The organism is Neptunomonas sp. ABH4_499 (assembly GCF_056160565.1).
Window position 1 is genome coordinate 1 of sequence record NZ_JBSWXK010000022.1, and the last position, 21,616, is coordinate 21,616.

At 49.2% G+C, this 21,616-nt stretch carries 18 protein-coding genes and 2 tRNA genes; 19 read left to right on the forward strand and 1 reads right to left on the reverse strand.

All coding sequences use genetic code 11. From position 1 onward, the window contains the following. Nucleotides 1-300: 300 nt before the first annotated feature. The 3 genes from carA to greA are packed head-to-tail and all read left to right on the forward strand — an operon-like array spanning nucleotide 301 to nucleotide 5,189. A complete protein-coding gene (gene carA / locus ACXAF9_RS16580) occupies nucleotides 301-1,440 on the forward strand; it encodes a glutamine-hydrolyzing carbamoyl-phosphate synthase small subunit (RefSeq protein ID WP_475076085.1) in 1,140 nt (379 codons plus the stop codon). A gap of 53 nt (nucleotides 1,441-1,493) precedes the next feature. Continuing rightward, nucleotides 1,494-4,700 (forward strand): carbamoyl-phosphate synthase large subunit, encoded by a 3,207-nt coding sequence (gene carB / locus ACXAF9_RS16585; protein ID WP_475076088.1) that lies wholly within the window; start codon nucleotides 1,494-1,496, stop codon nucleotides 4,698-4,700. Nucleotides 4,701-4,712: 12 nt separating this feature from the next. Further along, nucleotides 4,713-5,189 carry a transcription elongation factor GreA gene (gene greA, locus ACXAF9_RS16590; RefSeq protein ID WP_475076091.1) on the forward strand — a complete coding sequence of 159 codons (477 nt, stop codon included), beginning with the start codon at nucleotides 4,713-4,715 and terminating at the stop codon, nucleotides 5,187-5,189. A 56-nt stretch (nucleotides 5,190-5,245) separates the two neighbouring features. Here the strand turns inward: greA and ACXAF9_RS16595 are convergent, their stop codons facing one another. After that, nucleotides 5,246-5,548, reverse strand: coding sequence for a YhbY family RNA-binding protein (locus ACXAF9_RS16595; protein WP_475076094.1), 303 nt, complete (start codon nucleotides 5,546-5,548; stop codon nucleotides 5,246-5,248). Between the two features lie 93 nt (nucleotides 5,549-5,641). Here ACXAF9_RS16595 and rlmE point away from each other — a divergent pair, with 93 nt between their 5' ends. The 16 genes from rlmE to ACXAF9_RS16675 all read left to right on the forward strand — a co-directional run bounded on the left by rlmE (nucleotide 5,642) and on the right by ACXAF9_RS16675 (nucleotide 21,610). Next, entirely contained in the window at nucleotides 5,642-6,259 is a 618-nt protein-coding gene (gene rlmE, locus ACXAF9_RS16600; protein WP_475076097.1) for a 23S rRNA (uridine(2552)-2'-O)-methyltransferase RlmE, read from the forward strand. A gap of 76 nt (nucleotides 6,260-6,335) precedes the next feature. Then, complete coding sequence (ftsH, locus tag ACXAF9_RS16605) at nucleotides 6,336-8,291, forward strand: ATP-dependent zinc metalloprotease FtsH (RefSeq protein ID WP_475076190.1); 1,956 nt, start codon at nucleotides 6,336-6,338, stop codon at nucleotides 8,289-8,291. Between the two features lie 73 nt (nucleotides 8,292-8,364). Further along, nucleotides 8,365-9,216 (forward strand): dihydropteroate synthase, encoded by an 852-nt coding sequence (folP, locus tag ACXAF9_RS16610; RefSeq protein WP_475076101.1) that lies wholly within the window; start codon nucleotides 8,365-8,367, stop codon nucleotides 9,214-9,216. 3 nt (nucleotides 9,217-9,219) lie between these two features. Next, a complete protein-coding gene (gene glmM, locus ACXAF9_RS16615; RefSeq protein WP_475076103.1) occupies nucleotides 9,220-10,569 on the forward strand; it encodes a phosphoglucosamine mutase in 1,350 nt (449 codons plus the stop codon). Between the two features lie 42 nt (nucleotides 10,570-10,611). Next, entirely contained in the window at nucleotides 10,612-11,364 is a 753-nt protein-coding gene (gene tpiA, locus ACXAF9_RS16620) for a triose-phosphate isomerase (RefSeq protein WP_475076106.1), read from the forward strand. Nucleotides 11,365-11,381: 17 nt separating this feature from the next. Then, nucleotides 11,382-11,747 (forward strand): preprotein translocase subunit SecG, encoded by a 366-nt coding sequence (gene secG, locus ACXAF9_RS16625; RefSeq protein WP_475076110.1) that lies wholly within the window; start codon nucleotides 11,382-11,384, stop codon nucleotides 11,745-11,747. Between the two features lie 10 nt (nucleotides 11,748-11,757). After that, nucleotides 11,758-11,843, forward strand: a tRNA-Leu gene (locus tag ACXAF9_RS16630). Nucleotides 11,844-11,889: 46 nt separating this feature from the next. After that, nucleotides 11,890-11,966, forward strand: a tRNA-Met gene (locus ACXAF9_RS16635). A 124-nt stretch (nucleotides 11,967-12,090) separates the two neighbouring features. Further along, a complete protein-coding gene (gene rimP, locus ACXAF9_RS16640) occupies nucleotides 12,091-12,549 on the forward strand; it encodes a ribosome maturation factor RimP (protein WP_475076113.1) in 459 nt (152 codons plus the stop codon). A gap of 31 nt (nucleotides 12,550-12,580) precedes the next feature. Beyond that, nucleotides 12,581-14,071, forward strand: a complete 1,491-nt coding sequence (gene nusA, locus ACXAF9_RS16645; RefSeq protein ID WP_475076116.1) for a transcription termination factor NusA — start codon at nucleotides 12,581-12,583, stop codon at nucleotides 14,069-14,071. Nucleotides 14,072-14,094: 23 nt separating this feature from the next. Beyond that, nucleotides 14,095-16,704 carry a translation initiation factor IF-2 gene (infB, locus tag ACXAF9_RS16650; RefSeq protein ID WP_475076118.1) on the forward strand — a complete coding sequence of 870 codons (2,610 nt, stop codon included), beginning with the start codon at nucleotides 14,095-14,097 and terminating at the stop codon, nucleotides 16,702-16,704. Nucleotides 16,705-16,715: 11 nt separating this feature from the next. Then, nucleotides 16,716-17,111 carry a 30S ribosome-binding factor RbfA gene (gene rbfA / locus ACXAF9_RS16655; RefSeq protein ID WP_475076120.1) on the forward strand — a complete coding sequence of 132 codons (396 nt, stop codon included), beginning with the start codon at nucleotides 16,716-16,718 and terminating at the stop codon, nucleotides 17,109-17,111. 3 nt (nucleotides 17,112-17,114) lie between these two features. Further along, nucleotides 17,115-18,071 carry a tRNA pseudouridine(55) synthase TruB gene (gene truB, locus ACXAF9_RS16660; RefSeq protein WP_475076121.1) on the forward strand — a complete coding sequence of 319 codons (957 nt, stop codon included), beginning with the start codon at nucleotides 17,115-17,117 and terminating at the stop codon, nucleotides 18,069-18,071. Between the two features lie 128 nt (nucleotides 18,072-18,199). Then, complete coding sequence (gene rpsO / locus ACXAF9_RS16665; protein ID WP_475076124.1) at nucleotides 18,200-18,466, forward strand: 30S ribosomal protein S15; 267 nt, start codon at nucleotides 18,200-18,202, stop codon at nucleotides 18,464-18,466. Between the two features lie 183 nt (nucleotides 18,467-18,649). Next, complete coding sequence (gene pnp, locus ACXAF9_RS16670; protein WP_475076128.1) at nucleotides 18,650-20,758, forward strand: polyribonucleotide nucleotidyltransferase; 2,109 nt, start codon at nucleotides 18,650-18,652, stop codon at nucleotides 20,756-20,758. A gap of 117 nt (nucleotides 20,759-20,875) precedes the next feature. Then, complete coding sequence (locus ACXAF9_RS16675) at nucleotides 20,876-21,610, forward strand: M48 family metallopeptidase (protein ID WP_475076131.1); 735 nt, start codon at nucleotides 20,876-20,878, stop codon at nucleotides 21,608-21,610. Nucleotides 21,611-21,616 lie beyond the last annotated feature (6 nt).

The window sequence follows — 21,616 nt, forward strand, 5'->3', positions numbered from 1 at the left end:
GCCGATGGTAGTGTGGGGTCTCCCCATGTGAGAGTAGGTCATCGCCAAGCTTTTATACGGAACCCCGGTCACTCTGTGATCGGGGTTTTTTCATTCTAGTAAGAGCGTTATCTTTGGAAAGGGCGATGAGGTCCGGTCACTTACAATGGACACTCAAAGCACCTTCGTCTAAAATACCGCCGATTTATCTGCAGTAATTGCAAATTCTAAATTTTGCCAAAAAAGACGAGGTTTACCCTCGTTTTTTTTCAGGTATCACATCGTATTCTGTATGTCGCAGCTCGCGCGGGGGAGGTTCAATTGACGAGACCAGCCATTCTGGCTCTTGAAGACGGTAGCATTTTCAAGGGTATTGCTATTGGCGCGGATGGTCAATCCACTGGAGAAGTGGTGTTCAACACATCCATGACCGGTTATCAGGAAATTCTGACGGATCCATCATATTGTCAGCAAATAGTTACGCTGACTTATCCACATATTGGCAATGTGGGCGCGAATGATGAAGATGTTGAGTCTAATCAGACGTGGGCTGCTGGCCTCATCATCCGTGATTTGCCGTTGACTGCTAGTAACTTCCGACAGCAAAAAACACTGGATCAGTACCTTAAAGACAACAATATTGTTGGTATTGCTGAGATCGACACGCGAAAATTAACGCGTATTTTGCGTCAAAAAGGGTCGCTGAATGGTTGCATCATGGCGGGCGAGATCGACGAGCAAGCTGCGTTAGACGCTGCAAAACAATTCCCGGGTCTTAAAGGAATGGACTTGGCCAAAGAAGTTTCTGCGAAAGAATCTTTTGAATGGCGCTCTACCACATGGAAGCTGGGTGTAGGACACGAAGAGCGTGATGAGAGTGAGCTGCCTTATCATGTCGTTGCATTCGATTACGGTGTAAAAACGAACATTTTGCGTATGTTGGTAGAACGTGGTTGTAAATTAACCGTAGTACCAGCGCAAACCTCTGCTGAAGAAGTACTGGCCATGTCCCCGGATGGAGTCTTCTTATCGAACGGTCCTGGCGATCCAGAGCCGTGTGATTACGCGATTTCAGCCATTAAAACGATTTGTGATACCACTTCAATTCCCGTTTTCGGCATCTGCCTAGGTCACCAGCTGTTAGCGTTGGCTTCGGGTGCTAAAACCGTGAAAATGAAATTTGGTCACCACGGTGCGAACCACCCTGTTCAAGATTTGGATTCAAAACAGGTGATGATCACCAGCCAAAACCACGGTTTTGCTGTAGATGAAGAAACCTTGCCATCAACCTTGCGCGCTACTCACGCTTCGTTGTTTGACGGATCTCTTCAAGGCATCGAGCGTACAGACCGACCTGCATTCAGTTTCCAAGGACACCCTGAAGCAAGTCCAGGCCCTCATGATGTGGCTCCGCTGTTTGATCGATTCATTCGAGAAATGGCGCCCGCAAAGCGTGCCTGAACGTGACTGATACTCAGTCTGCCTTTTAATTCAGATATTGACCGGTTTATAGAATGCCAAAACGTACGGACATAAACAGTATTTTGATTCTTGGCGCAGGTCCGATCATCATCGGTCAGGCTTGCGAATTTGACTATTCTGGAGCTCAGGCGTGTAAAGCACTGCGCGAAGAGGGTTATCGAGTTATTTTGGTTAACTCTAACCCTGCGACCATCATGACTGATCCGGCCATGGCTGATGCGACTTATATCGAGCCTATTAACTGGAAAACAGTTGCGAAAATCATTGAAAAAGAACGCCCAGATGCATTGCTACCTACCATGGGCGGCCAAACCGCATTGAACTGTGCACTGGACTTAGAACGTGAAGGTGTACTTGAGCAGTTCGGTGTTGAGATGATCGGTGCAAACGCCGATACCATCGACAAAGCCGAAGACCGTGATCGTTTTGACAAAGCGATGAAAAACATCGGTCTTGAATGCCCGCGTTCGGCCATTGCTCATAGCATGGAAGAAGCGTTGCAGGTTCAAGCTCAACTGGGCTTCCCATGCATTATCCGACCATCGTTCACTATGGGTGGATCCGGTGGCGGTATCGCTTACAACATCGAAGAGTTTGAAGAAATTTGTGAGCGTGGTCTGGACTTATCACCAACAAATGAGTTGCTGATCGACGAATCCTTGATCGGTTGGAAAGAATACGAGATGGAAGTGGTTCGTGATAAGAACGACAACTGCATCATCATCTGCTCAATCGAAAACTTTGACGCGATGGGTGTTCACACAGGTGACTCGATCACCGTAGCACCGGCGCAAACATTGACGGACAAAGAATATCAGCTGATGCGTAATGCATCCTTGGCTGTTCTGCGTGAAATCGGTGTTGAAACAGGCGGTTCTAACGTTCAGTTTGGTGTTGATCCAAAAACGGGTCGTATGGTTGTGATCGAGATGAACCCTCGTGTGTCTCGCTCATCCGCTTTGGCATCGAAAGCCACTGGCTTCCCGATTGCTAAAGTCGCGGCTAAATTGGCGGTTGGCTACACGCTAGACGAGCTTAAGAACGACATCACAGGTGGTGCAACGCCGGCTTCTTTCGAGCCATCCATCGACTATGTCGTCACGAAAATTCCCCGCTTTACCTTCGAGAAGTTCCCGCAAGCGAACGATCGTCTGACCACTCAGATGAAGTCCGTAGGTGAAGTAATGGCCATCGGCCGTACGCAACAAGAATCGTTGCAGAAAGCGCTACGCGGCCTTGAAGTGGGTGCTACTGGATTTGATCCTATCGTGGATCTGAACAGCGAAGATGCGCGCGATGACATCATCCGCGAAATGAAGCAACCTGGCGCTGAACGTATTTGGTGCTTAGGTGATGCTTTCCGTCTAGGTATGAGCGTTGAAGAGCTTTACGGCTACTCCGGTATCGATCCGTGGTTCTTGGTTCAAGTAGAAGACCTGATCAAAGAAGAGCAAAAAGTCTCTGAAATGAGCTTAAGTGCTTTGGATTACTCAGAGCTGTTCCGCTTGAAGCGTAAAGGCTTCTCCGATGCGCGTCTGGCTAAATTGTTGGGCGTCAGTGAGAAACAGGTTCGTAAACATCGTCAAAGCTTGAGCATCCATCCGGTGTACAAGCGTGTTGATACGTGTGCGGCTGAATTTGCGACAGACACGGCTTACATGTACTCAACCTACGAGGAAGAGTGTGAGTCACAACCTACCGATAACAAGAAAATCATGGTTATCGGTGGCGGTCCTAACCGTATCGGCCAAGGTATCGAGTTTGACTACTGTTGTGTGCACGCGGCATTTGCGGCGCGTGAAGCCGGCTTTGAAACCATCATGGTTAACTGTAACCCTGAAACGGTATCAACGGACTACGACACTTCAGATCGTCTCTACTTCGAACCTATCACGTTGGAAGACGTGCTTGAGATCGTCAACGTAGAAAAACCGGCTGGCGTTATCGTGCAGTTTGGTGGTCAGACACCACTGAAATTAGCCGTTGCGCTTGAGCAAGCGGGCGTTCCTATCATCGGTACTACACCAGAAGCAATTGACCGTGCTGAAGACCGCGAACAGTTCCAGCAAATGCTGAAGCGTCTGGGTTTGAAACAGCCGGATAACGCGACTGTTCGATCTTTAGAAGAAGCAATCATCGAAGCTGAGAAAATCGGCTACCCGCTGGTTGTTCGCCCATCATATGTATTGGGCGGACGCGCTATGGAGATCGTTTATAAAGAAGACGAGCTGCGCCGCTACATGAACGATGCCGTTCAGGTGTCAAATGAAGCGCCAGTCTTGTTGGATCGATTCCTGAATGCCGCGGTCGAAGTAGATATCGATGCTGTTTCTGATGGTGAAACGGTTGTGATCGGTGCGATCATGCAGCACATCGAACAAGCGGGTGTTCACTCAGGTGACTCGGCTTGCTCATTCCCTCCATACAGCTTACCCGCTGATGTGCAGGATGAGATGCGCGAGCAAGTGAAAAAGATGGCACTTGAGTTGGGCGTTGTCGGTCTGATGAACTGTCAGCTGGCTTACCAAGACGGCGAAATTTACGTGATCGAGGTTAACCCTCGTGCCTCACGTACCGTGCCGTTTGTTTCTAAGTGCATCGGTGTATCGCTGGCGAAAGTGGCTGCACTGGTCATGACCGGCAAAAAATTGGCGGAAATCGGCTTTACCGAAGAGATTATTCCTAAGCATTTCAATGTTAAGGAAGCGGTATTCCCGTTCAACAAGTTCCCAAGTGTTGACCCTATCCTGTCGCCTGAAATGAAGTCGACTGGTGAAGTTATGGGTACAGGTGAAACCTTCGGTGAAGCCTTCATGAAAGCGACCATTGGCGCAGGCGAGAAGATGCCTAAGCCAGGACGTGCATTTATGTCAGTACGTAATGTGGATAAAGCTGAGTCTGTTTCTGTTGCGAAGTCCCTGATTAACCTAGGTTTCACCTTAGTGGCAACAGGCGGTACAGCGCGCTTCTTGCAGGAGCAAGGTTTGTCAGTCGATGTGGTGAACAAGGTGACCGAAGGTCGCCCGAACATCATCGATATGATCAAAAACAATGAAATTGTGTACGTTGTTAACACGACTGAAGGTCGCAAAGCGATCGCGGACTCTGCTGAGATCCGTCGCAGCGCACTTCTGAATAAAGTGCCTTACACAACGACACTGGCAGGTGCAGACGCAATTGTGAAAGCATTGGAATATGGCGAAGAAAAAGTGGTTCGCCGCCTCCAAGACCTGCACTAAAAGGAGTTTTTAATGAGTCGAGTACCCATGACAGTGGGTGGCGAGAAAGCCCTTCGTGAAGAGCTTGATCGCCTAAAAACCGCTGATCGGCCGCGTGTTATCGCGGCCATTGCGGATGCCCGTGAACACGGCGATCTTAAAGAGAACGCTGAGTATCATGCGGCCCGCGAAGAGCAGGGCTTTATCGAAGGGCGTATCACCGAGCTGGAAGGCAAATTGTCAAACGCTCAAGTGATTGACGTTGCAGCTATCCCGAACTCGGGTAAGGTCATTTTTGGTACAACAGTGGTCATCATCAATTGCGATACGGACGAGACGGTTCGTTATCAAATCGTAGGTGATGACGAAGCTGACATTAAAGCGGGCAAGATCTCGGTTAACTCACCTATCGCGCGTGGGTTGATCGGTAAGTCCGAGGGCGAAATCGCCAGTATTCAAACTCCGAAAGGTTTTGTTGAATACGAGATCGAAGAAGTTCTGCACATCTGATCGTGCAGGCATGAAAAAGCCGCCCTAGGGCGGCTTTTTTGTATAACGCGTTGCGATTAGCGCAGCAAGTTAGACAGTTTTGGATTCGGCTCTACCGCAGGACGGTACAGCAAAGCAATGTTACCGATCTCTTGAACCAGTGTGGCTTCGACAATCTCGCACAGTTCACGGATCAGTTGGCGTTTAACATCACGGTCACCAACAGCGAACTTCACTTTGATCAGCTCATGGTCTTCCAGAGCTCGATCGACCTCTAACTGAACGTTCTCTGACAAGCCTTTGCCTGCGACAGTGACCAGTGGATTAAGGCTGTGACCGATGGTTCGGTATTGCTTTTTTTGCTCAGGTGTTAGGGCCATATTAGAATACTTTACTCGTTGGGGTGGATAATCCACATCAAAAACGTAATTTTACAACAGTCTTGTACTGGGTAAAACAAGCAGGAAACATTCGTGTCCAGATCAAAAAGCAGTGGTCGTTGGTTGAAGGAACATTTTGACGATCAATACGTCAAAAAATCCAAAGAGAATGGGTATCGCTCACGTGCGAGCTTTAAGCTCATTGAGATCAACGAAAAAGATAAGCTGATTAAACCGGGTATGACCGTTATTGATCTTGGTGCTGCACCAGGCGGTTGGTCACAGATAGCCGCTGAGCTGGTCGGCGACAATGGCCGAGTCGTGGCGTCCGATATTTTGGAGATGAGCCCGCTGGCCGGGGTTGAGTTCATTCAAGGCGACTTCACCGAGGAAGCGGTCCTGAATCAGATCCTCAATGTGATGGATGGTGAGCTTGCAGACGTTGTAATTTCCGATATGGCCCCCAATATGAGTGGTAACAATGCGGTTGATCAGCCGGCTGCCATGTATTTGGTGGAGCTTGCGCTCGATATGGCCCGGGAAGTGCTAAAGCCAAACGGGAGTTTTGTTGCTAAAGTGTTTCAGGGTGAAGGGTTTGATCAATATATGGCCGATGTTCGTACACACTTTAAAAAAGTAGTGACGCGAAAGCCTGACTCATCACGCGCTCGCTCGCGTGAGGTATACATAATTGGTGTAGGTTTTAAGTGACCTGTACCTAAGAAAAGTGAACCTGATATAGTACAGGTTACAAAGCGATTATTTCGAGGGTTGTCTTTTGAACGATATGGCTAAAAACTTGGTACTTTGGCTTGTTATTGCCGCTGTGCTACTGACGGTGTTCAATAACTTCAGTACCGAGACGAGTTCCCAAACACTCAACTATTCTAAGTTCATTGAAGAAGTTCAGAATGACCGAGTGGCAAAAGTGATTGTGGATGGTTACACAATCCAAGGTACTCGCACCAATGGAGAAAAGTTCACCACTGTGCGTCCTGCCCTTCAGGACCCTAAACTGGTAGATGACCTTCTGCAGCACAACGTGACCATTGAAGGTAAGCAGCCAGAGCAACAAAGCATCTGGACTCAGCTTCTGGTTGCCTCTTTCCCGATTCTGATCATCATTGCGATCTTTATGTTCTTCATGCGCCAGATGCAAGGCGGTGGCGGTAAAGGCGGACCAATGTCGTTTGGTAAGTCGAAAGCTCGCATGATGAGTGAAGACCAAATCAAAACGACTTTTGAAGATGTTGCTGGTGTCGAAGAAGCCAAGGAAGAAGTGAAAGAGCTTGTCGATTACTTGCGTGACCCGGGTAAATTTCAGCGTCTTGGTGGTCATATTCCACGTGGCGTCTTAATGTCCGGTAACCCCGGTACTGGTAAAACCTTGCTTGCTAAAGCGATTGCGGGTGAAGCGAAGGTGCCTTTCTTTAGTATTTCAGGTTCGGACTTTGTTGAAATGTTTGTCGGTGTGGGTGCATCCCGTGTCCGTGACATGTTCGATCAAGCCAAAAAACACGCCCCTTGCATCATCTTCATTGATGAGATCGATGCCGTAGGTCGTCACCGTGGCGTTGGTATGGGCGGTGGCAATGATGAGCGTGAGCAAACGTTGAACCAATTATTGGTGGAGATGGATGGTTTCGAAGGCACTGAAGGCATCATCGTCATTGCCGCGACTAACCGTCCTGACGTACTTGATCCTGCGCTGCTGCGTCCAGGTCGTTTTGACCGTCAAGTGAACGTTGGATTGCCGGACATTCGCGGGCGCGAGAAAATCCTAAAAGTTCACATGCGTAAGGTGCCGATTGGTGATGACGTTAAGCCTGAGCTGATTGCCCGTGGTACCCCAGGTTTCTCGGGTGCTGATTTGGCAAACTTGGTGAACGAAGCGGCTTTGTTTGCTGCTCGTGAGAACAAGCGCATTGTTGGAATGGATCAGTTTGAGCGCGCTAAAGATAAAATCATGATGGGCGCAGAGCGTAAGTCTATGGTGATGTCTTACAGCGAGCGACTGAACACGGCTTATCACGAATCAGGCCATGCGATTGTTGGTCGTTTGATGCCTGAGCATGACCCTGTGTACAAGGTGTCGATCATTCCTCGTGGTCGCGCTTTGGGTGTCACTATGTTCCTACCAGAGGAAGACCGCTACAGTCATAGCCGTCAAACCATTATTTCCAACATTTGCTCACTGTACGGTGGACGAATTGCGGAAGAAATGACGTTGGGTAAAGAGGGTGTTACTACCGGTGCATCGAATGATATCCAGCGTGCAACCAGCCTTGCGCGTAGCATGGTGACTAAGTGGGGCTTATCTGATGAGCTGGGTCCATTGTTGTACGACGATGAAGACAGTGATCCGTTTAGCCGTGGGTACGGTCAGCCAGCTAAGCCGCTATCTGAATCGACTCAAAACCGTATTGATGCAGAGGTTCGTAAGATCATCGATGATTGCTACAGCCATGCGCACAAGCTATTGGTTGATAACCGCGATATCTTGGAAGCGATGACTCAGGCATTGATGAAATACGAAACCATCGACAGCAGCCAAATTGATGAGCTGATGGCGCGTAAGCCTGTGACATCTCCCGATGGATGGGTAGATGATAACGATTCATCAACTCCGTCGGGTAGTGCTCCGGCATCGGATGATGAGGCTCCAAAGTCAGAAACGGATACGCCTAAGTCAAACGATGAGGCTGATACAGGCCTATCGGGTGAAGATGGTAAACCGGCGTAACATGTAAAAACGCAGGTAAATTTGATATAAACCGGGACATCGCGCCCGGTTTTTTTATTGTAAGTAGGATGTCATGGATCAATTACGCTGTGCGAAGCGCACGCTAGAACTCGACCGCGCTCATGTAATGGGTATATTGAACGTCACACCAGATTCGTTTTCGGATGGCGGTAGTTACCATGAGGGTGGTCAATTGATCACTAATCAAGCATTGGTAAGAGCCGCAGAGATGGTGGATGAAGGTGCAACCGTCATTGATGTCGGTGGCGAGTCCACGCGCCCTGGTGCAGACCCTGTCAGCGTCCAAGAGGAGCTTGATCGAGTACTGCCGGTCGTTGAACTGATTGCCAAAGAGCTGGATGTCGTTATTTCCATTGATACCAGTACGCCAGAGTTAATGCTCGAATCCAGCAAGTTAGGGGCAGGGCTGATTAATGATGTGCGAGCGCTTTCAAGGCCAGGCGCTATCGATGCGGCCTCTCAAACGGATATGGCGGTGTGTTTGATGCATATGCAGGGGGCGCCCCTTACCATGCAAGACCACCCGGTATATAAGAATGTTTTTGAGGAAGTGAGCACCTACTTACAAGAGCGAGTAATGCTGTGTCTTGAAGCCGGAATTGAATTAGATCGACTATGTTTAGATCCAGGCTTTGGATTTGGAAAAACACTCGATCATAATCTCCAGTTAATGAAGCATCTGGAGAATATCCAGATTAACAATTTACCTTTGCTCGTGGGTACATCTCGGAAGTCGATGATTGGTCAGGCACTGAATAAGTCCGTTAATGAGCGCCTGTACGGGAGTCTAGCGACCGTGGCGATGGGTGTCATGAAGGGCGCTAAGATCATTCGAGTCCATGATGTGGCCCAGACAGTGGATGTGGTCAAAATGATTGAAGCAATTATGTACGTAGAGGATTAATACGTGTCAAAACGTTATTTTGGTACCGATGGTATTCGAGGCCATGTGGGTAAGTTTCCTATTACCCCTGATTTCATGCTCAAGCTGGGTTGGGCGGCCGGTAAGGTCTTTGCCCGAGAAGGCCGTTGCAAAATTCTGATTGGTAAAGACACACGCCTTTCAGGCTATATGTTTGAATCAGCGCTGGAAGCGGGCTTATCCGCTGCGGGTGTTGATGTGTTGCTGCTGGGGCCGATGCCAACCCCTGCCATTGCTTATTTAACACGCACCTTTCATGCCAACGCCGGTATTGTGATTTCAGCATCGCATAACCCGTTTGAAGATAACGGCATTAAGTTTTTCTCATCCCAAGGCACCAAGTTACCTGACGACATTGAGCATGCAATCGAAGCTCAGATGGATCTTGTGATGACCACGGTTGAGTCGGGCGATCTGGGGCGTGCTAAACGCGTGCCGGATGCGCCGGGACGTTACATCGAATTTTGTAAATCCTCCGTACCGGTTGGTTTCAGTTTACAGGGCATGAAGATCGTTCTGGACTGCGCAAACGGTGCGACTTATCACGTTGCCCCTCGTGTGCTTGAAGAGCTGGGTGCCGAAGTGGTTGAAATCGCTTCCTCCCCAGATGGCCTTAACATCAATGAAGGTTGTGGCGCGACGGATCCGCAACGCTTGATCAATATTGTCAAAGCTGAACAAGCGGCCGTAGGTATTGCGTTGGATGGTGATGGTGATCGACTGATTATGGTCGATCACAAAGGCGAAGTGGTTGATGGTGATGAAGCGATCTTCATCATCGCTAAGCAGATGCAGGCCCGCGGAGAGCTGATCGGTGGTGTCGTGGGTACGCTAATGAGCAACTTTGGCCTAGAGCAAGGGCTCAAGCAGTTGGGTATCCCATTTGAACGTGCCAAAGTCGGAGACCGATATGTCATGGAGCGTCTCCAAGAACATGGTTGGTTGTTGGGTGGTGAAAGCTCAGGTCACATCGTGTGTAAGCATTTAACGACGACAGGGGATGGTACGGTTTCGGCACTACAAGTTTTGCGCGCTATGAAGGAAACCGACAAGTCACTGCATGATCTCAAATCTGAAATGGATAAAATGCCTCAGGTGATGATCAATGTGCGGATGGCCAAGAAAGTAGATGTGATGTCCATTGATGCCATTGCCAAGGCGGTTGCAGAAACCGAGCAAGCATTGGGGAATGAAGGGCGTGTATTATTGAGGCCTTCTGGGACTGAGCCCTTGGTTCGTGTGATGATCGAAGGAAGTAATCCAGAACAGATCCAAACGCTCTGTGAGGCATTGGCGAAGCAAGTAGAAAAAACGCTGGAAATGCTTGTCAGCTAAAGGGAACTCCGATACTATTTGCGCCTCTTAAAGGAGGGCTATATGCGCACAGCCTTGGTAGCAGGCAACTGGAAAATGAACGGTACGTCCACTCTGATTGAAGAGATGGTGCCTTCGTTGAATGCTTTCGCTAAAGAAAATCCAAGTGTCGATGTGTTGTTATGTCCTCCTGCTGTGTTCTTAAGCGACATGGCGCGATCAGCAGAACAGCTCAATGTTGGGGCTCAAAACGCCCATTATGAGACATCAGGTGCTTTTACCGGAGAACTCTCCGTTAGCATGCTGAAGTCAGCGGGTTGCTCGTTTGTTATCCTAGGCCACTCCGAACGCCGTGCGCTGTTTGGTGAGACGGATGAGCTGATCAGTAAAAAAGTTTTAGCTGCATGCGAATCGGGTTTGACTGCGATTTTGTGTGTAGGTGAAACCCTTGAAGAGCGCGATTCGAATGCTCACTTTGATGTCATTCGAACTCAAGTTGTTGAAGGTGTTTCTAAGTTGTCGCCAGATCATTGGTCCAACGTGGTCATTGCGTATGAGCCAGTTTGGGCGATTGGTACAGGTAAGACAGCGTCTCCTGAACAAGCACAGGAGATCCATGCTTTTATTCGAGGCGTGGTATCTGAACAGGTAGGAAGTCAGGTTTCAGATACAGTGAAAGTGCTTTACGGGGGCAGCGTTAATGCAGCTAACGCACAAGAGCTGTTCGCCCAAAACGATATTGATGGCGGTTTGGTTGGCGGTGCATCTTTAAAGAAAGATGACTTCCTAACCATCTGTGCAGCAGCAGTTAAGTAAGAAAAGCAGGCAGAATAATGGAAACAATCATCCTTGCAGTACATGTGATCCTCGCAATCGCGATTATTGCGTTAGTAATGCTGCAGCAGGGTAAAGGTGCGGAAGCCGGTGCAGCCTTTGGTGGCGGCGCTTCTCAAACCGTTTTCGGTAGCCAAGGTTCAGGTAACGTATTGAGCCGTGGTACAGCTATTTTGGCAACGGGTCTTTTCTTGACCAGTTTTGCATTGGCGTACTACGCCAAGCAGCAAGCTTCTACAATCTCTGAGGCGGGTATTCCTTCTGCTACAGTGATTGAACAGCAAGTTGATGAGAGTGCGCTTCCTGTTTTGGAATCAGAAACTCCATCATCTCCAGCTGAGTCGGATATTCCGACAACTGAGTAAACGTTTTTTTGCCCAAGTGGTGGAATTGGTAGACACGCTATCTTGAGGGGGTAGTGGCCTACGGCTGTGCCGGTTCGAGTCCGGCCTTGGGCACCATTTGCAATACAGTCGCATACTCTGTATAGTATGCACCAGTTTCTGATGCGGGGTGGAGCAGCTTGGTAGCTCGTCGGGCTCATAACCCGAAGGTCGTTGGTTCAAATCCAGCCCCCGCTACCACTTTATCGAGAAGCCCCTTTTAGGGGCTTTTTCGTAGCTGTGGTTTAAGTTTGTTGTTTACAGAAATGGGTCCAATGTGGCCCATTTTTTGTTTCTTAACTCCGTCACACCGAGGTTTTAATACGTGTCAGCCAAACTGAAAGCGCTTCAGGAGATGCTGCAACCCGTTGTTGAATCAATGGATTGCCAGCTGTGGGGGATTGATTTGATCTCTCAAGGCAAACACAGCGTTTTACGCGTGTACATTGATAAAGAAATTGATGGCATTAACGTCGATGATTGTGCTGCTGTCAGTCACCAAATCAGCGGTGTCTTAGATGTTGAAGACCCGATTGCAGGTGAGTACACGCTCGAGGTTTCGTCTCCGGGAATGGATCGTCCTCTTTATACACTTGAGCAGTTTGAGCAGTTTAAAGGTCACAAAGTGAGCATTAAACTACGTCTGGCGTTTGAAGGGCGTCGTAACTTTAAAGGCATGCTCAATGGTGTTGAAGGCGACGACATCCTATTGGTTGTTGACGAAGATGAATTTTTACTGCCGATTGATCTGATCGATCGCGCGCAAGTTATTCCGCAGTTTTAAGGCACTTTCGAGGTTTAAGCGAGGCAACAGCATGAATAAAGAGATCTTATTGGTTGCAGAAGCCGTTTCTAATGAAAAGGATGTACCGAAGGGTGTCATCTTTGAAGCCATCGAGCTTGCTCTGGCAACGGCGACGAAGAAGCGTTATGAAGAAGACGCCGATATTAAAGTCATTATTGATCGTGCCACTGGGGATTACGAGACGTTCCGTCGTTGGACCGTAGTGAGCAACGACGAAGTCCCAATGCTGGGTACTGAATTAACCATGCAAGAAGCAGAAGAGATCGACTCCAAGCTTCAGCCTGGTGATATCCATGAAGAACAGGTTGAATCGGTTGCATTTGGCCGTATTGCAGCACAAACCGCTAAGCAAGTTATCGTACAAAAAGTACGTGAAGCTGAGCGTGCGAAAGTGGTTGATCTGTACCGCGATAAGTTGGGTGAGCTGATCTCTGCGAGCGTGAAAAAAGTAACGCGCGATAACATCATTGTGGACCTCGGTAACAACGCCGAAGCGCTTTTACCGCGCGACAATGTATTGCCTCGCGAAGTGTTCCGCATGGGTGATCGTGTGCGTGCCGTTCTGGCTGAAGTGCGCGCAGAAGGCCGTGGCCCTCAGTTGATCCTAAGCCGTACTTGCCCAGAAATGCTGATCGAACTTTTCCGCATTGAAGTGCCTGAAATCGCAGAAGAAGTGATTGAAATCCGTGCGGCGGCGCGTGACCCAGGTTCTCGTGCCAAGATCGCGGTGAAAACAAACGATGGCCGTATCGACCCTGTGGGTGCGTGTGTGGGCATGCGTGGTGCGCGTGTTCAAGCGGTATCGAACGAATTAGGCGGTGAGCGCGTTGATATCATCTTGTGGGATGATAACCCAGCTCAGTTGGTGATTAACGCGATGTCGCCTGCTGAAGTGGCATCCATCATCATTGATGAAGAAACCCATTCTATGGACGTTGCTGTCGCGGAAGATGCGTTGGCAATGGCGATTGGTCGAGGCGGTCAGAACGTACGTTTGGCATCCGAGCTTACTGGCTGGGAACTGAACGTTATGACTGAAGCTGAGGCTAACGAGAAACAACAATCAGAGCGCGGATCTGTAATGGATGTGTTCATCAACCACCTAGATGTTGATGAAGATGTTGCTGGTGTTCTGGTTGAAGAAGGCTTCACCACTTTGGAAGAGGTCGCTTATGTACCGGTCGATGAGATGTTAGAGATCGACGGTTTTGATGAAGATATTGTTAATGAGCTTCGTACCCGTGCAAAAGATGCCTTGTTAAACATGGCTCTGGCGAATGAAGAACAACTGGAAAATGCAGAACCTGCACAGGATCTGTTGGAAATGGATGGCATGGATCGTCAGTTGGCATTCCAACTGGCCGCACGCGGTGTAACCACGATGGAAGATCTGGCTGAGCAATCTGTTGAAGAGTTGTTAGAGATCGATCAGATGACCGAAGAGCGTGCTGCAGAGTTGATTATGACTGCGCGTGCTCCATGGTTTGCAGATGAAGCTTAATTCAACGGAGGAGAAATACCAATATGGCAGAACTTACCGTAAAACAGCTTGCCGAAGTGGTTGGTGTTCCCGTTGAGCGCTTATTAGCTCAGATGCAGGAAGCGGGAATTGCAGGTAAAAATGAAGAATCAATGGTAACGGAATCGGAGCGCCAATCCTTATTGACGCACCTGAAGCGTTCCCATGGTGAAGACGAAGACGAGTCCGGCTCGCCTCGTAAAATCACTTTAAAACGCAAAACAACGTCACAACTTAAAGTAGCGGGTGCTTCTGGTAAGAAGAAGACCGTTAACGTTGAAGTGCGTAAAACACGTACATACGTGAAGCGTGAAGATGTAGAAGGCGATGCTCAAGCAGCGAAACAAGCTGAAGAGGAGCGTTTAAAAGCCGAAGCAGAAGAAAAAGCACGCCAGGAAGCTCAAGAGAAAGCAGCGCGTCAAGAAGCTGAGAATAAAGCAGCGTCTGAAGCGGCCGAACTGGAAAAGCTGAAATCGGAAGCAGAAGCGAAAGCGCGTCAAGAAGCCGAAGAAAAAGCGCGTCTTGAAACCGAACAAATGGCGAAAAAAGTGGCTGAACAAGCAAAAGCAGCTCCGGCAGTAGAAGCAAAAGAAGAGGCTTCTTCTGAAGGCGGTTACGATGAAGTGGCTCCTAAGGGCAAAAAAGCCCGTCCGGCTGAGCGCCCCCGCGACGACGGAAAGAAAAACTTCAAGAGCGAAGACCGACGCGGTAATTCTAAATCCCGCGGTGGTCGTAAAGATGATTTCGAAGGTCGTGATGATCGTCGCGGCGGTAAGCTGTCTCGCAACCCATCAAAAGGTGGCGCGCGGAAGCAGAACCGAAATAACCAACACGGATTTAACGAACCACAGGCGCCAAAAGTGCACGAAGTTACGATTCCGGAAAGCATCACCGTGGCAGATCTTGCCAAGAAGATGTCTGTAAAAGCAGCCGAAGTCATTAAAGTGATGTTCAAAATGGGCGCTATGGCGACCATTAACCAAGTCATCGATCAAGATACCGCGGTTCTGTTGGTTGAGGAGATGGGCCATAAGCCTAAGCCTCTGCAAGAGAATGCGATTGAAGAAGCCTTGATGGAAGACGTGAAGGCTCAGCAAGGTTCGAGCGCGGGTCGAGCACCGATCGTAACCGTGATGGGTCACGTTGACCACGGTAAGACTTCTTTGCTTGACCACATCCGTCGTACGCGTGTTGCAGCCGGAGAATCCGGTGGTATCACACAGCACATTGGTGCTTACCACGTTGAAACCGATAACGGCATGGTGACCTTCTTGGATACTCCAGGTCACGCCGCGTTTACCGCGATGCGTGCACGTGGCGCTAAGCTGACCGATATCGTTATCTTGGTGGTTGCCGCCGATGACGGTGTGATGCCACAAACAGAGGAAGCGATCCAGCACGCCCGTGCTGCAGGCGTACCTTTGGTGGTTGCCATCAACAAGATCGATAAAGAAGAAGCTGATCCTGATCGTGTTAAAAACGAATTGGCTCAGCGTGATGTTATCCCTGAAGATTGGGGCGGTGACGTACAGTTCGTACATGTCTCTGCGAAATCCGGTCAGGGTATCGATGAGCTGCTAGAAGCGATTCTGTTGCAAGCCGAAGTATTGGAGCTTGAAGCGGTACCTGAAGCACCGGGTCAGGGTGTTGTTGTTGAATCTCGTCTGGATAAAGGCCGTGGTTCTGTAGCCACCTTGCTGGTTCAAAACGGTACCTTGCGTAAGGGCGACATCGTTTTGGCGGGTCTTCATTATGGTCGTATTCGTGCGATGCTGGATGAAAACGGTCAGAGCGTCGATGAAGCAGGCCCAGCGATTCCAGTTGAGATCTTAGGTCTGGACGGTACGCCAGAAGCCGGTGATGAATTCACCGTGGTGTCGAACGAGAAGAAGGCTCGTGAAGTCGCTCTGTTCCGCCAAGGCAAATACCGTGAAGTGAAACTGGCACGTCAACAAGCCTCTAAGCTTGAAAATCTGTTTGCGAACATGCAAGCCGGTGACGTTAAGACACTGAACATCGTACTGAAAGCCGACGTTCGTGGTTCATTGGAAGCTTTGACTCAAGCGTTGGAAGATCTGTCTACTGACGAAGTAAAAGTAACCATCGTATCAAGCGGTGTTGGTGGTATCGCCGAAACCGATGCCAACTTGGCGCTGGCTTCTGAAGCCTTGGTTATTGGTTTTAACGTTCGTGCGGATTCGCAAGCGAAAGCCATCATTGAACGTGAAGGCATCCAGCTTCGTTACTACAGCGTTATTTACGACATCATTGATGACGTGAAACAAGCGATGACTGGTCTGCTGTCACCAGAATTCCGGGAGGAAATCGTAGGTGTGGCTGAAGTACGTGACGTATTCCGTTCACCAAAACTGGGTCTGGTTGCTGGTTGTATGGTGACCGAAGGTACGGTTTACCGTAACAAGCGTATCCGTGTACTGCGTGATAACGTGGTTATCTACGAAGGTGAGCTTGAATCCCTACGTCGCTTTAAAGACGCCGTTGCCGAAGTCCGTCAAGGTATGGAGTGTGGTATCGGCGTTAAGAACTACAACGATGTTAAAGTGGGTGACCAAATCGAGGTTTACTCCACCATCGAAGTACAACGAACCCTATAAATCAGGTCATTATGGCTCGAGATTTTAAACGAACCGACCGAATTGCTGACCAGATCCAACGTGATCTGGCTCAGCTGATTCAGTTCGAGATCAAAGACCCACGCATGGGCATGGTCACCATCAGTCACGTAAAAGTGGCTAAAGATTTGGGCTATGCTGATGTGTACATTACCGTATTACCGTTAGGTGATCAGGATGAGGCCGGATCCATAGCTGCTTCTTTAGAGGCGTTACGCAATGCGGCGGGCTTCCTGCGTCACGAGTTGTCGAAAGAGATCAAACTGCGTGTGATGCCGCAACTGCGCTTCCACTTTGATGAAAGTGTAGAGCGTGGTCGTCACTTGCACAGCTTGATCGAAAAGGCATCGCGGGAACTGCGCGACAAAGACGCTGACAACGAGGAATAACAGTTGGGTAAGCGTTCAAAAGGCCGTCTTATAGACGGCATTTTTCTTTTAGATAAACCTCAAGGCATCACCTCTAATGCTGCTTTGCAAAAAGTGAAGCGCTTATTTGATGCCGCCAAAGCTGGGCATACCGGAGCCTTAGATCCGTTGGCTACTGGGCTTTTACCGATCACCTTGGGCGAGGCCACTAAATTCTCTCAGGTGTTGCTCGATTCTGATAAGCGCTATCGCACGACCGCAAAGCTTGGTATTCGTACCAACAGTAGCGACGCTGATGGCGAAGTGGTTGAAACCAAACCGGTACCCGAAGGCTTAACAAAAGAATCGATTGATGCGTTGTTACAGGCGCGCTTTCAGGGCGAGATTGAACAAGTGCCTTCCATGTTCTCGGCGTTGAAGTTTAATGGCCAGCCGCTGTATAAGTTGGCAAGAAAAGGCGTAGAGGTTGAGGTAAAACCGCGTCAAGTGACGGTTTACTCTATTGAACTGCTCGATTTTCGTGGCGATGAGATCGACCTTGAGGTGTATTGCTCTAAGGGGACCTACATCCGTTCTATTGTAGAGGATCTTGGGTTAGAGCTGGGCTGCGGTGCACACGTTTCGATGCTACGTCGACTGCAAACCGGCGCGTTCACCGCTGATCAAATGCTGACGTTGGATCAATTGACCGAGATTTCCCAACCAAAGTTTGAAGATGAATCGGTAGATAGCATACAAACGCGTTTGGATGCGCTATTATTACCGCCCTGGGCCGCTATTGAAGATAAACCTTTATTAGTGTTGCCAAAAGCTGAAAGCGATTTGATTCGCCAAGGTCGAATGTTTCCTGTGCAATTTGAGCCGTCCGAGATGGTTCGATTACATGAAGCGGACACCGATGTGTTCTTAGGCATTGGTCGGGTAGACGAAGATGCTGTGTTAAAACCGACGCGTCTACTGAGCAGTCAAGTTCGCAAATAAGGTCCTTTTTTATTGGGTGAGTAGGGCAACCTACTGGCCCCTGACGATCCACTGAAAATATGCTCGGTAGGTCGTGTCATTTAACCGGCGGCAAAGTCCGTCTGCATATTACAATTGGAGTAACTGTTATGTTAACAGCTGAACAAAAAGCGCAGATCGTTGCTGATTTTGGTCGTGGTGAAGCGGATACGGGTTCTACTGAAGTTCAAGTAGCCCTGCTGACTGCAAACATCACTGGTCTGCAAGACCACTTTAAATCACACAAGCACGATCACCACTCACGTCGTGGTCTGATTCGCATGGTAAACCAGCGTCGTAAACTGCTGGACTACCTGAAAAAGAACGATGCGGATCGCTACCTTGAGCTGATCGGCCGTTTGGGTCTGCGTCGCTAAGCAAAACTCCATTGGGGCCATCGTTGTATGGCCCCAATTTTTATCAGCCTCCGAGATGTCGTACTGCATTTGTCAGCCTGTACTCAATTAAGCCTTCAAGGCGGGTTTAACTGAGTACTGGCTTTACCTTTTTGATGAATCGCAGCGATCTCCGGAGTTTTATCACTCACAAAGGAGACAATCGTGTTTAATACGGTTACTAAAACTTTTACGTACGGTGGCCAAGAAGTCACTATCGAAACAGGCCGCGTGGCGCGTCAAGCAACCGGTGCTGTATTGGTTACTATGGGCGGCAACCAAGTACTGTGTACTGTGGTTGGCGCTAAAGAGATGAAAGAAGGTCAAGACTTCTTCCCTCTGTCGGTTCACTACCAAGAAAAATACTACGCTGTAGGTCGTATCCCTGGTGGCTTCTTCAAACGTGAAGCGCGTCCATCTGAGAAAGAGACGTTGACGTCTCGTTTGATCGACCGTCCTATTCGTCCTCTGTTCCCGAAAGGCTTCATGAACGAAGTTCAGGTAATCTGTACTGTGATGTCTGCGGACAAGGTGAACGATCCAGATATCGCTGCGATGATCGGTACATCGGCTGCATTGTCTATTTCTGGTATTCCATTCTTAGGCCCAATCGGTGCAGCTCGTGTTGGCTTCACTGAAGACGAAGGCTACCTTCTGAACCCATCTTACGAGCAACTGAAGTCCTCTGAACTGGACATGGTGGTTGCGGGTACGAATGACGCGGTCCTGATGGTTGAATCTGAAGCACAAGAGCTGACTGAAGATGAAATGTTGGGTGCTGTTCTGTTTGCACACAGCGAAATGCAGGTTGCGATCAACGCCATCAACGAACTGAAAGCTGAAGCTGGTAAGCCTCAGTGGGATTGGACGGCTCCGGCTAAAAACGAAGCTCTGATCGCTCAGGTAACGGACTTGGTTGGTCAAGGTATCGCTGATGCTTACCAAGTTGCTGACAAAATGCAGCGTCAAGGCGCTCTGAACGAACTGCGCGCTAAAGCCGTTGAAGCTTTGGCTGGCAAAGAAGAAGGTCAGCCTTCTGATAAAGAAGTCGCTGGCGTTGTTAGCTCTCTTGAGAAGAAAATCGTACGTCAGCGCATCGTAAACGGTGAGCCACGTATCGACGGTCGTGATAACAAAACGGTTCGCCCGATCGATGTTCAAATCGACGTTCTGAAAGGCACTCACGGTTCTGCACTGTTCACCCGTGGTGAGACTCAGTCCATTGCTACCTGTACTCTGGGTACAGCACGCGATCAGCAGATCATCGACGCACTGGAAGGCGAACAGAAAGATGCCTTCATGCTGCACTACAACTTCCCTCCTTACTCTGTAGGTGAAGCGGGTCGTATGGGTGCAACAGGTCGTCGTGAAATCGGTCACGGTCGCTTGGCGCGTCGTGGTGTTGCGGCAATGCTGCCAACACAAGAAGAGTTCCCTTACACCATCCGTATCGTGTCTGAGATCACTGAATCGAACGGTTCAAGCTCTATGGCTTCAGTGTGTGGTGCGTCTCTGGCCATGATGGATGCGGGTGTTCCTCTTAAAGCACCGGTTGCGGGTATCGCAATGGGGCTTGTTAAAGAAGAAGACGGCTTCGCGGTTCTGACTGACATCTTGGGTGACGAAGACCACCTGGGTGACATGGACTTTAAAGTAGCGGGTACTGAGCACGGTGTTACTGCATTGCAGATGGACATCAAAATCACAGGTATCACTGAAGAGATCATGGAAATCGCACTGGATCAGGCGTTCCATGCACGTAGCCACATCTTGAAAGAGATGGCTAAAGTGATCGGTTACGCTCGTCCTGAACTGCCAGATAACGCTCCGGCAATGACTCAGATGAAGATCAACCCAGAGAAGATCCGTGATCTGATCGGTAAAGGCGGCGCGACTATCCGTGCTCTGACCGAAGAGACTGGCGCGATGATCGACATCGACGATGACGGTACTGTACGTATCTACGCGGCGGACAAAGCGGCTGCGAAAGCGGCAACTGATCGTGTAACAGCCATCACCGCTGAAGCTGAAGTAGGCAAAATCTACGAAGGTAAAGTGGTTCGTATCGAAGAGTTCGGCGCGTTCGTTAACATCCTGCCAGGTAAAGACGGTCTGGTTCACATCTCTCAAATCGACAACAAGCGCGTTGAGAAAGTGACGGATTACGTCAACATGGACGATGTGGTTAAAGTTAAAGTGTTGGAAGTTGATCCACGCGGCCGCATCAAGCTGTCTATGAAAGACTTGGTTGAAGACGAGTCTGTGGATAACTAATCCATACTCGATCTAAGAAAGCCCTCCTCGGAGGGCTTTTTTTTATGCCAATGAGTGTAAAACAGTCCGGTTTTTGGTACAGTTTCGCTCCCTCTAAACCACATTGGATGTGAAATCATGAAAAAATTGCTGATCGCAACATGTCTCTCCGCTACGTTACTGACCACAGGCTGTGTTGATACGGGTCTGTCTGCTGGTGCGGACTTCCTGAAAGCCGCTACCATGACCGATGAAGACGCTATCGCTCTGGCGGCTGCGGCTAAGAAAGAGATGGATGCGAATAACCCTGTTGCTCCTGCCAACAACAAATACGCTAAGCGTCTTGCTAAAATCTCCAAGGGAATGGAAAACGAAGATGGCCTGAAACTGGATATCAAGGTGTATCTGGTAGAAGACATCAACGCATTTGCAATGGCAGACGGTACTGTACGCGTATTTGCAGGTTTGATGGATATCCTGACCGACGACGAGATTCGTTTCGTAATGGGACATGAAATCGGTCACGTAAAACTGGGTCACAGTAAGAAAGCGGCACAAGTTGCTTACGCATCATCCGGTGTTCAAAAGAGCGCTTCTGCTGCAGGCGGCAAAGTCGGTGCGCTTTCTCAGTCGCAGCTAGGTGAATATGCCAATGCACTGGTTAACGCTCAGTTCTCTCAATCTCAAGAGACTGATGCGGACACCTACGCGGTTAAATTCATGAAGCGTCACGGTTGGGATCCGAAAGCGGGTATCGGCGTAATGAAAAAATTCCAGCAGATGGAAGCGGAAGCCGGCGGTTCTGGCCACAGCGTTTTCTCAAGCCACCCAGCTTCTGACGATCGCGAAGAGCACATCCGCGATCTTCTGTAATCGATC

Bases quoted from the DNA above. Each gene is read 5' to 3' on its own strand.
- rpsO (WP_475076124.1), top strand. From the start codon at position 18,200: ATGTTAACAGCTGAACAAAAAGCGCAGATCGTTGCTGATTTTGGTCGT.
- folP (WP_475076101.1), top strand. From the start codon at position 8,365: ATGGATCAATTACGCTGTGCGAAGCGCACGCTAGAACTCGACCGCGCT.
- ACXAF9_RS16595 (WP_475076094.1), bottom strand. From the start codon at position 5,548: ATGGCCCTAACACCTGAGCAAAAAAAGCAATACCGAACCATCGGTCAC.
- ftsH (WP_475076190.1), top strand. From the start codon at position 6,336: ATGGCTAAAAACTTGGTACTTTGGCTTGTTATTGCCGCTGTGCTACTG.
- nusA (WP_475076116.1), top strand. From the start codon at position 12,581: ATGAATAAAGAGATCTTATTGGTTGCAGAAGCCGTTTCTAATGAAAAG.
- greA (WP_475076091.1), top strand. From the start codon at position 4,713: ATGAGTCGAGTACCCATGACAGTGGGTGGCGAGAAAGCCCTTCGTGAA.
- infB (WP_475076118.1), top strand. From the start codon at position 14,095: ATGGCAGAACTTACCGTAAAACAGCTTGCCGAAGTGGTTGGTGTTCCC.
- rbfA (WP_475076120.1), top strand. From the start codon at position 16,716: ATGGCTCGAGATTTTAAACGAACCGACCGAATTGCTGACCAGATCCAA.
- ACXAF9_RS16675 (WP_475076131.1), top strand. From the start codon at position 20,876: ATGAAAAAATTGCTGATCGCAACATGTCTCTCCGCTACGTTACTGACC.
- carB (WP_475076088.1), top strand. From the start codon at position 1,494: ATGCCAAAACGTACGGACATAAACAGTATTTTGATTCTTGGCGCAGGT.
- tpiA (WP_475076106.1), top strand. From the start codon at position 10,612: ATGCGCACAGCCTTGGTAGCAGGCAACTGGAAAATGAACGGTACGTCC.
- secG (WP_475076110.1), top strand. From the start codon at position 11,382: ATGGAAACAATCATCCTTGCAGTACATGTGATCCTCGCAATCGCGATT.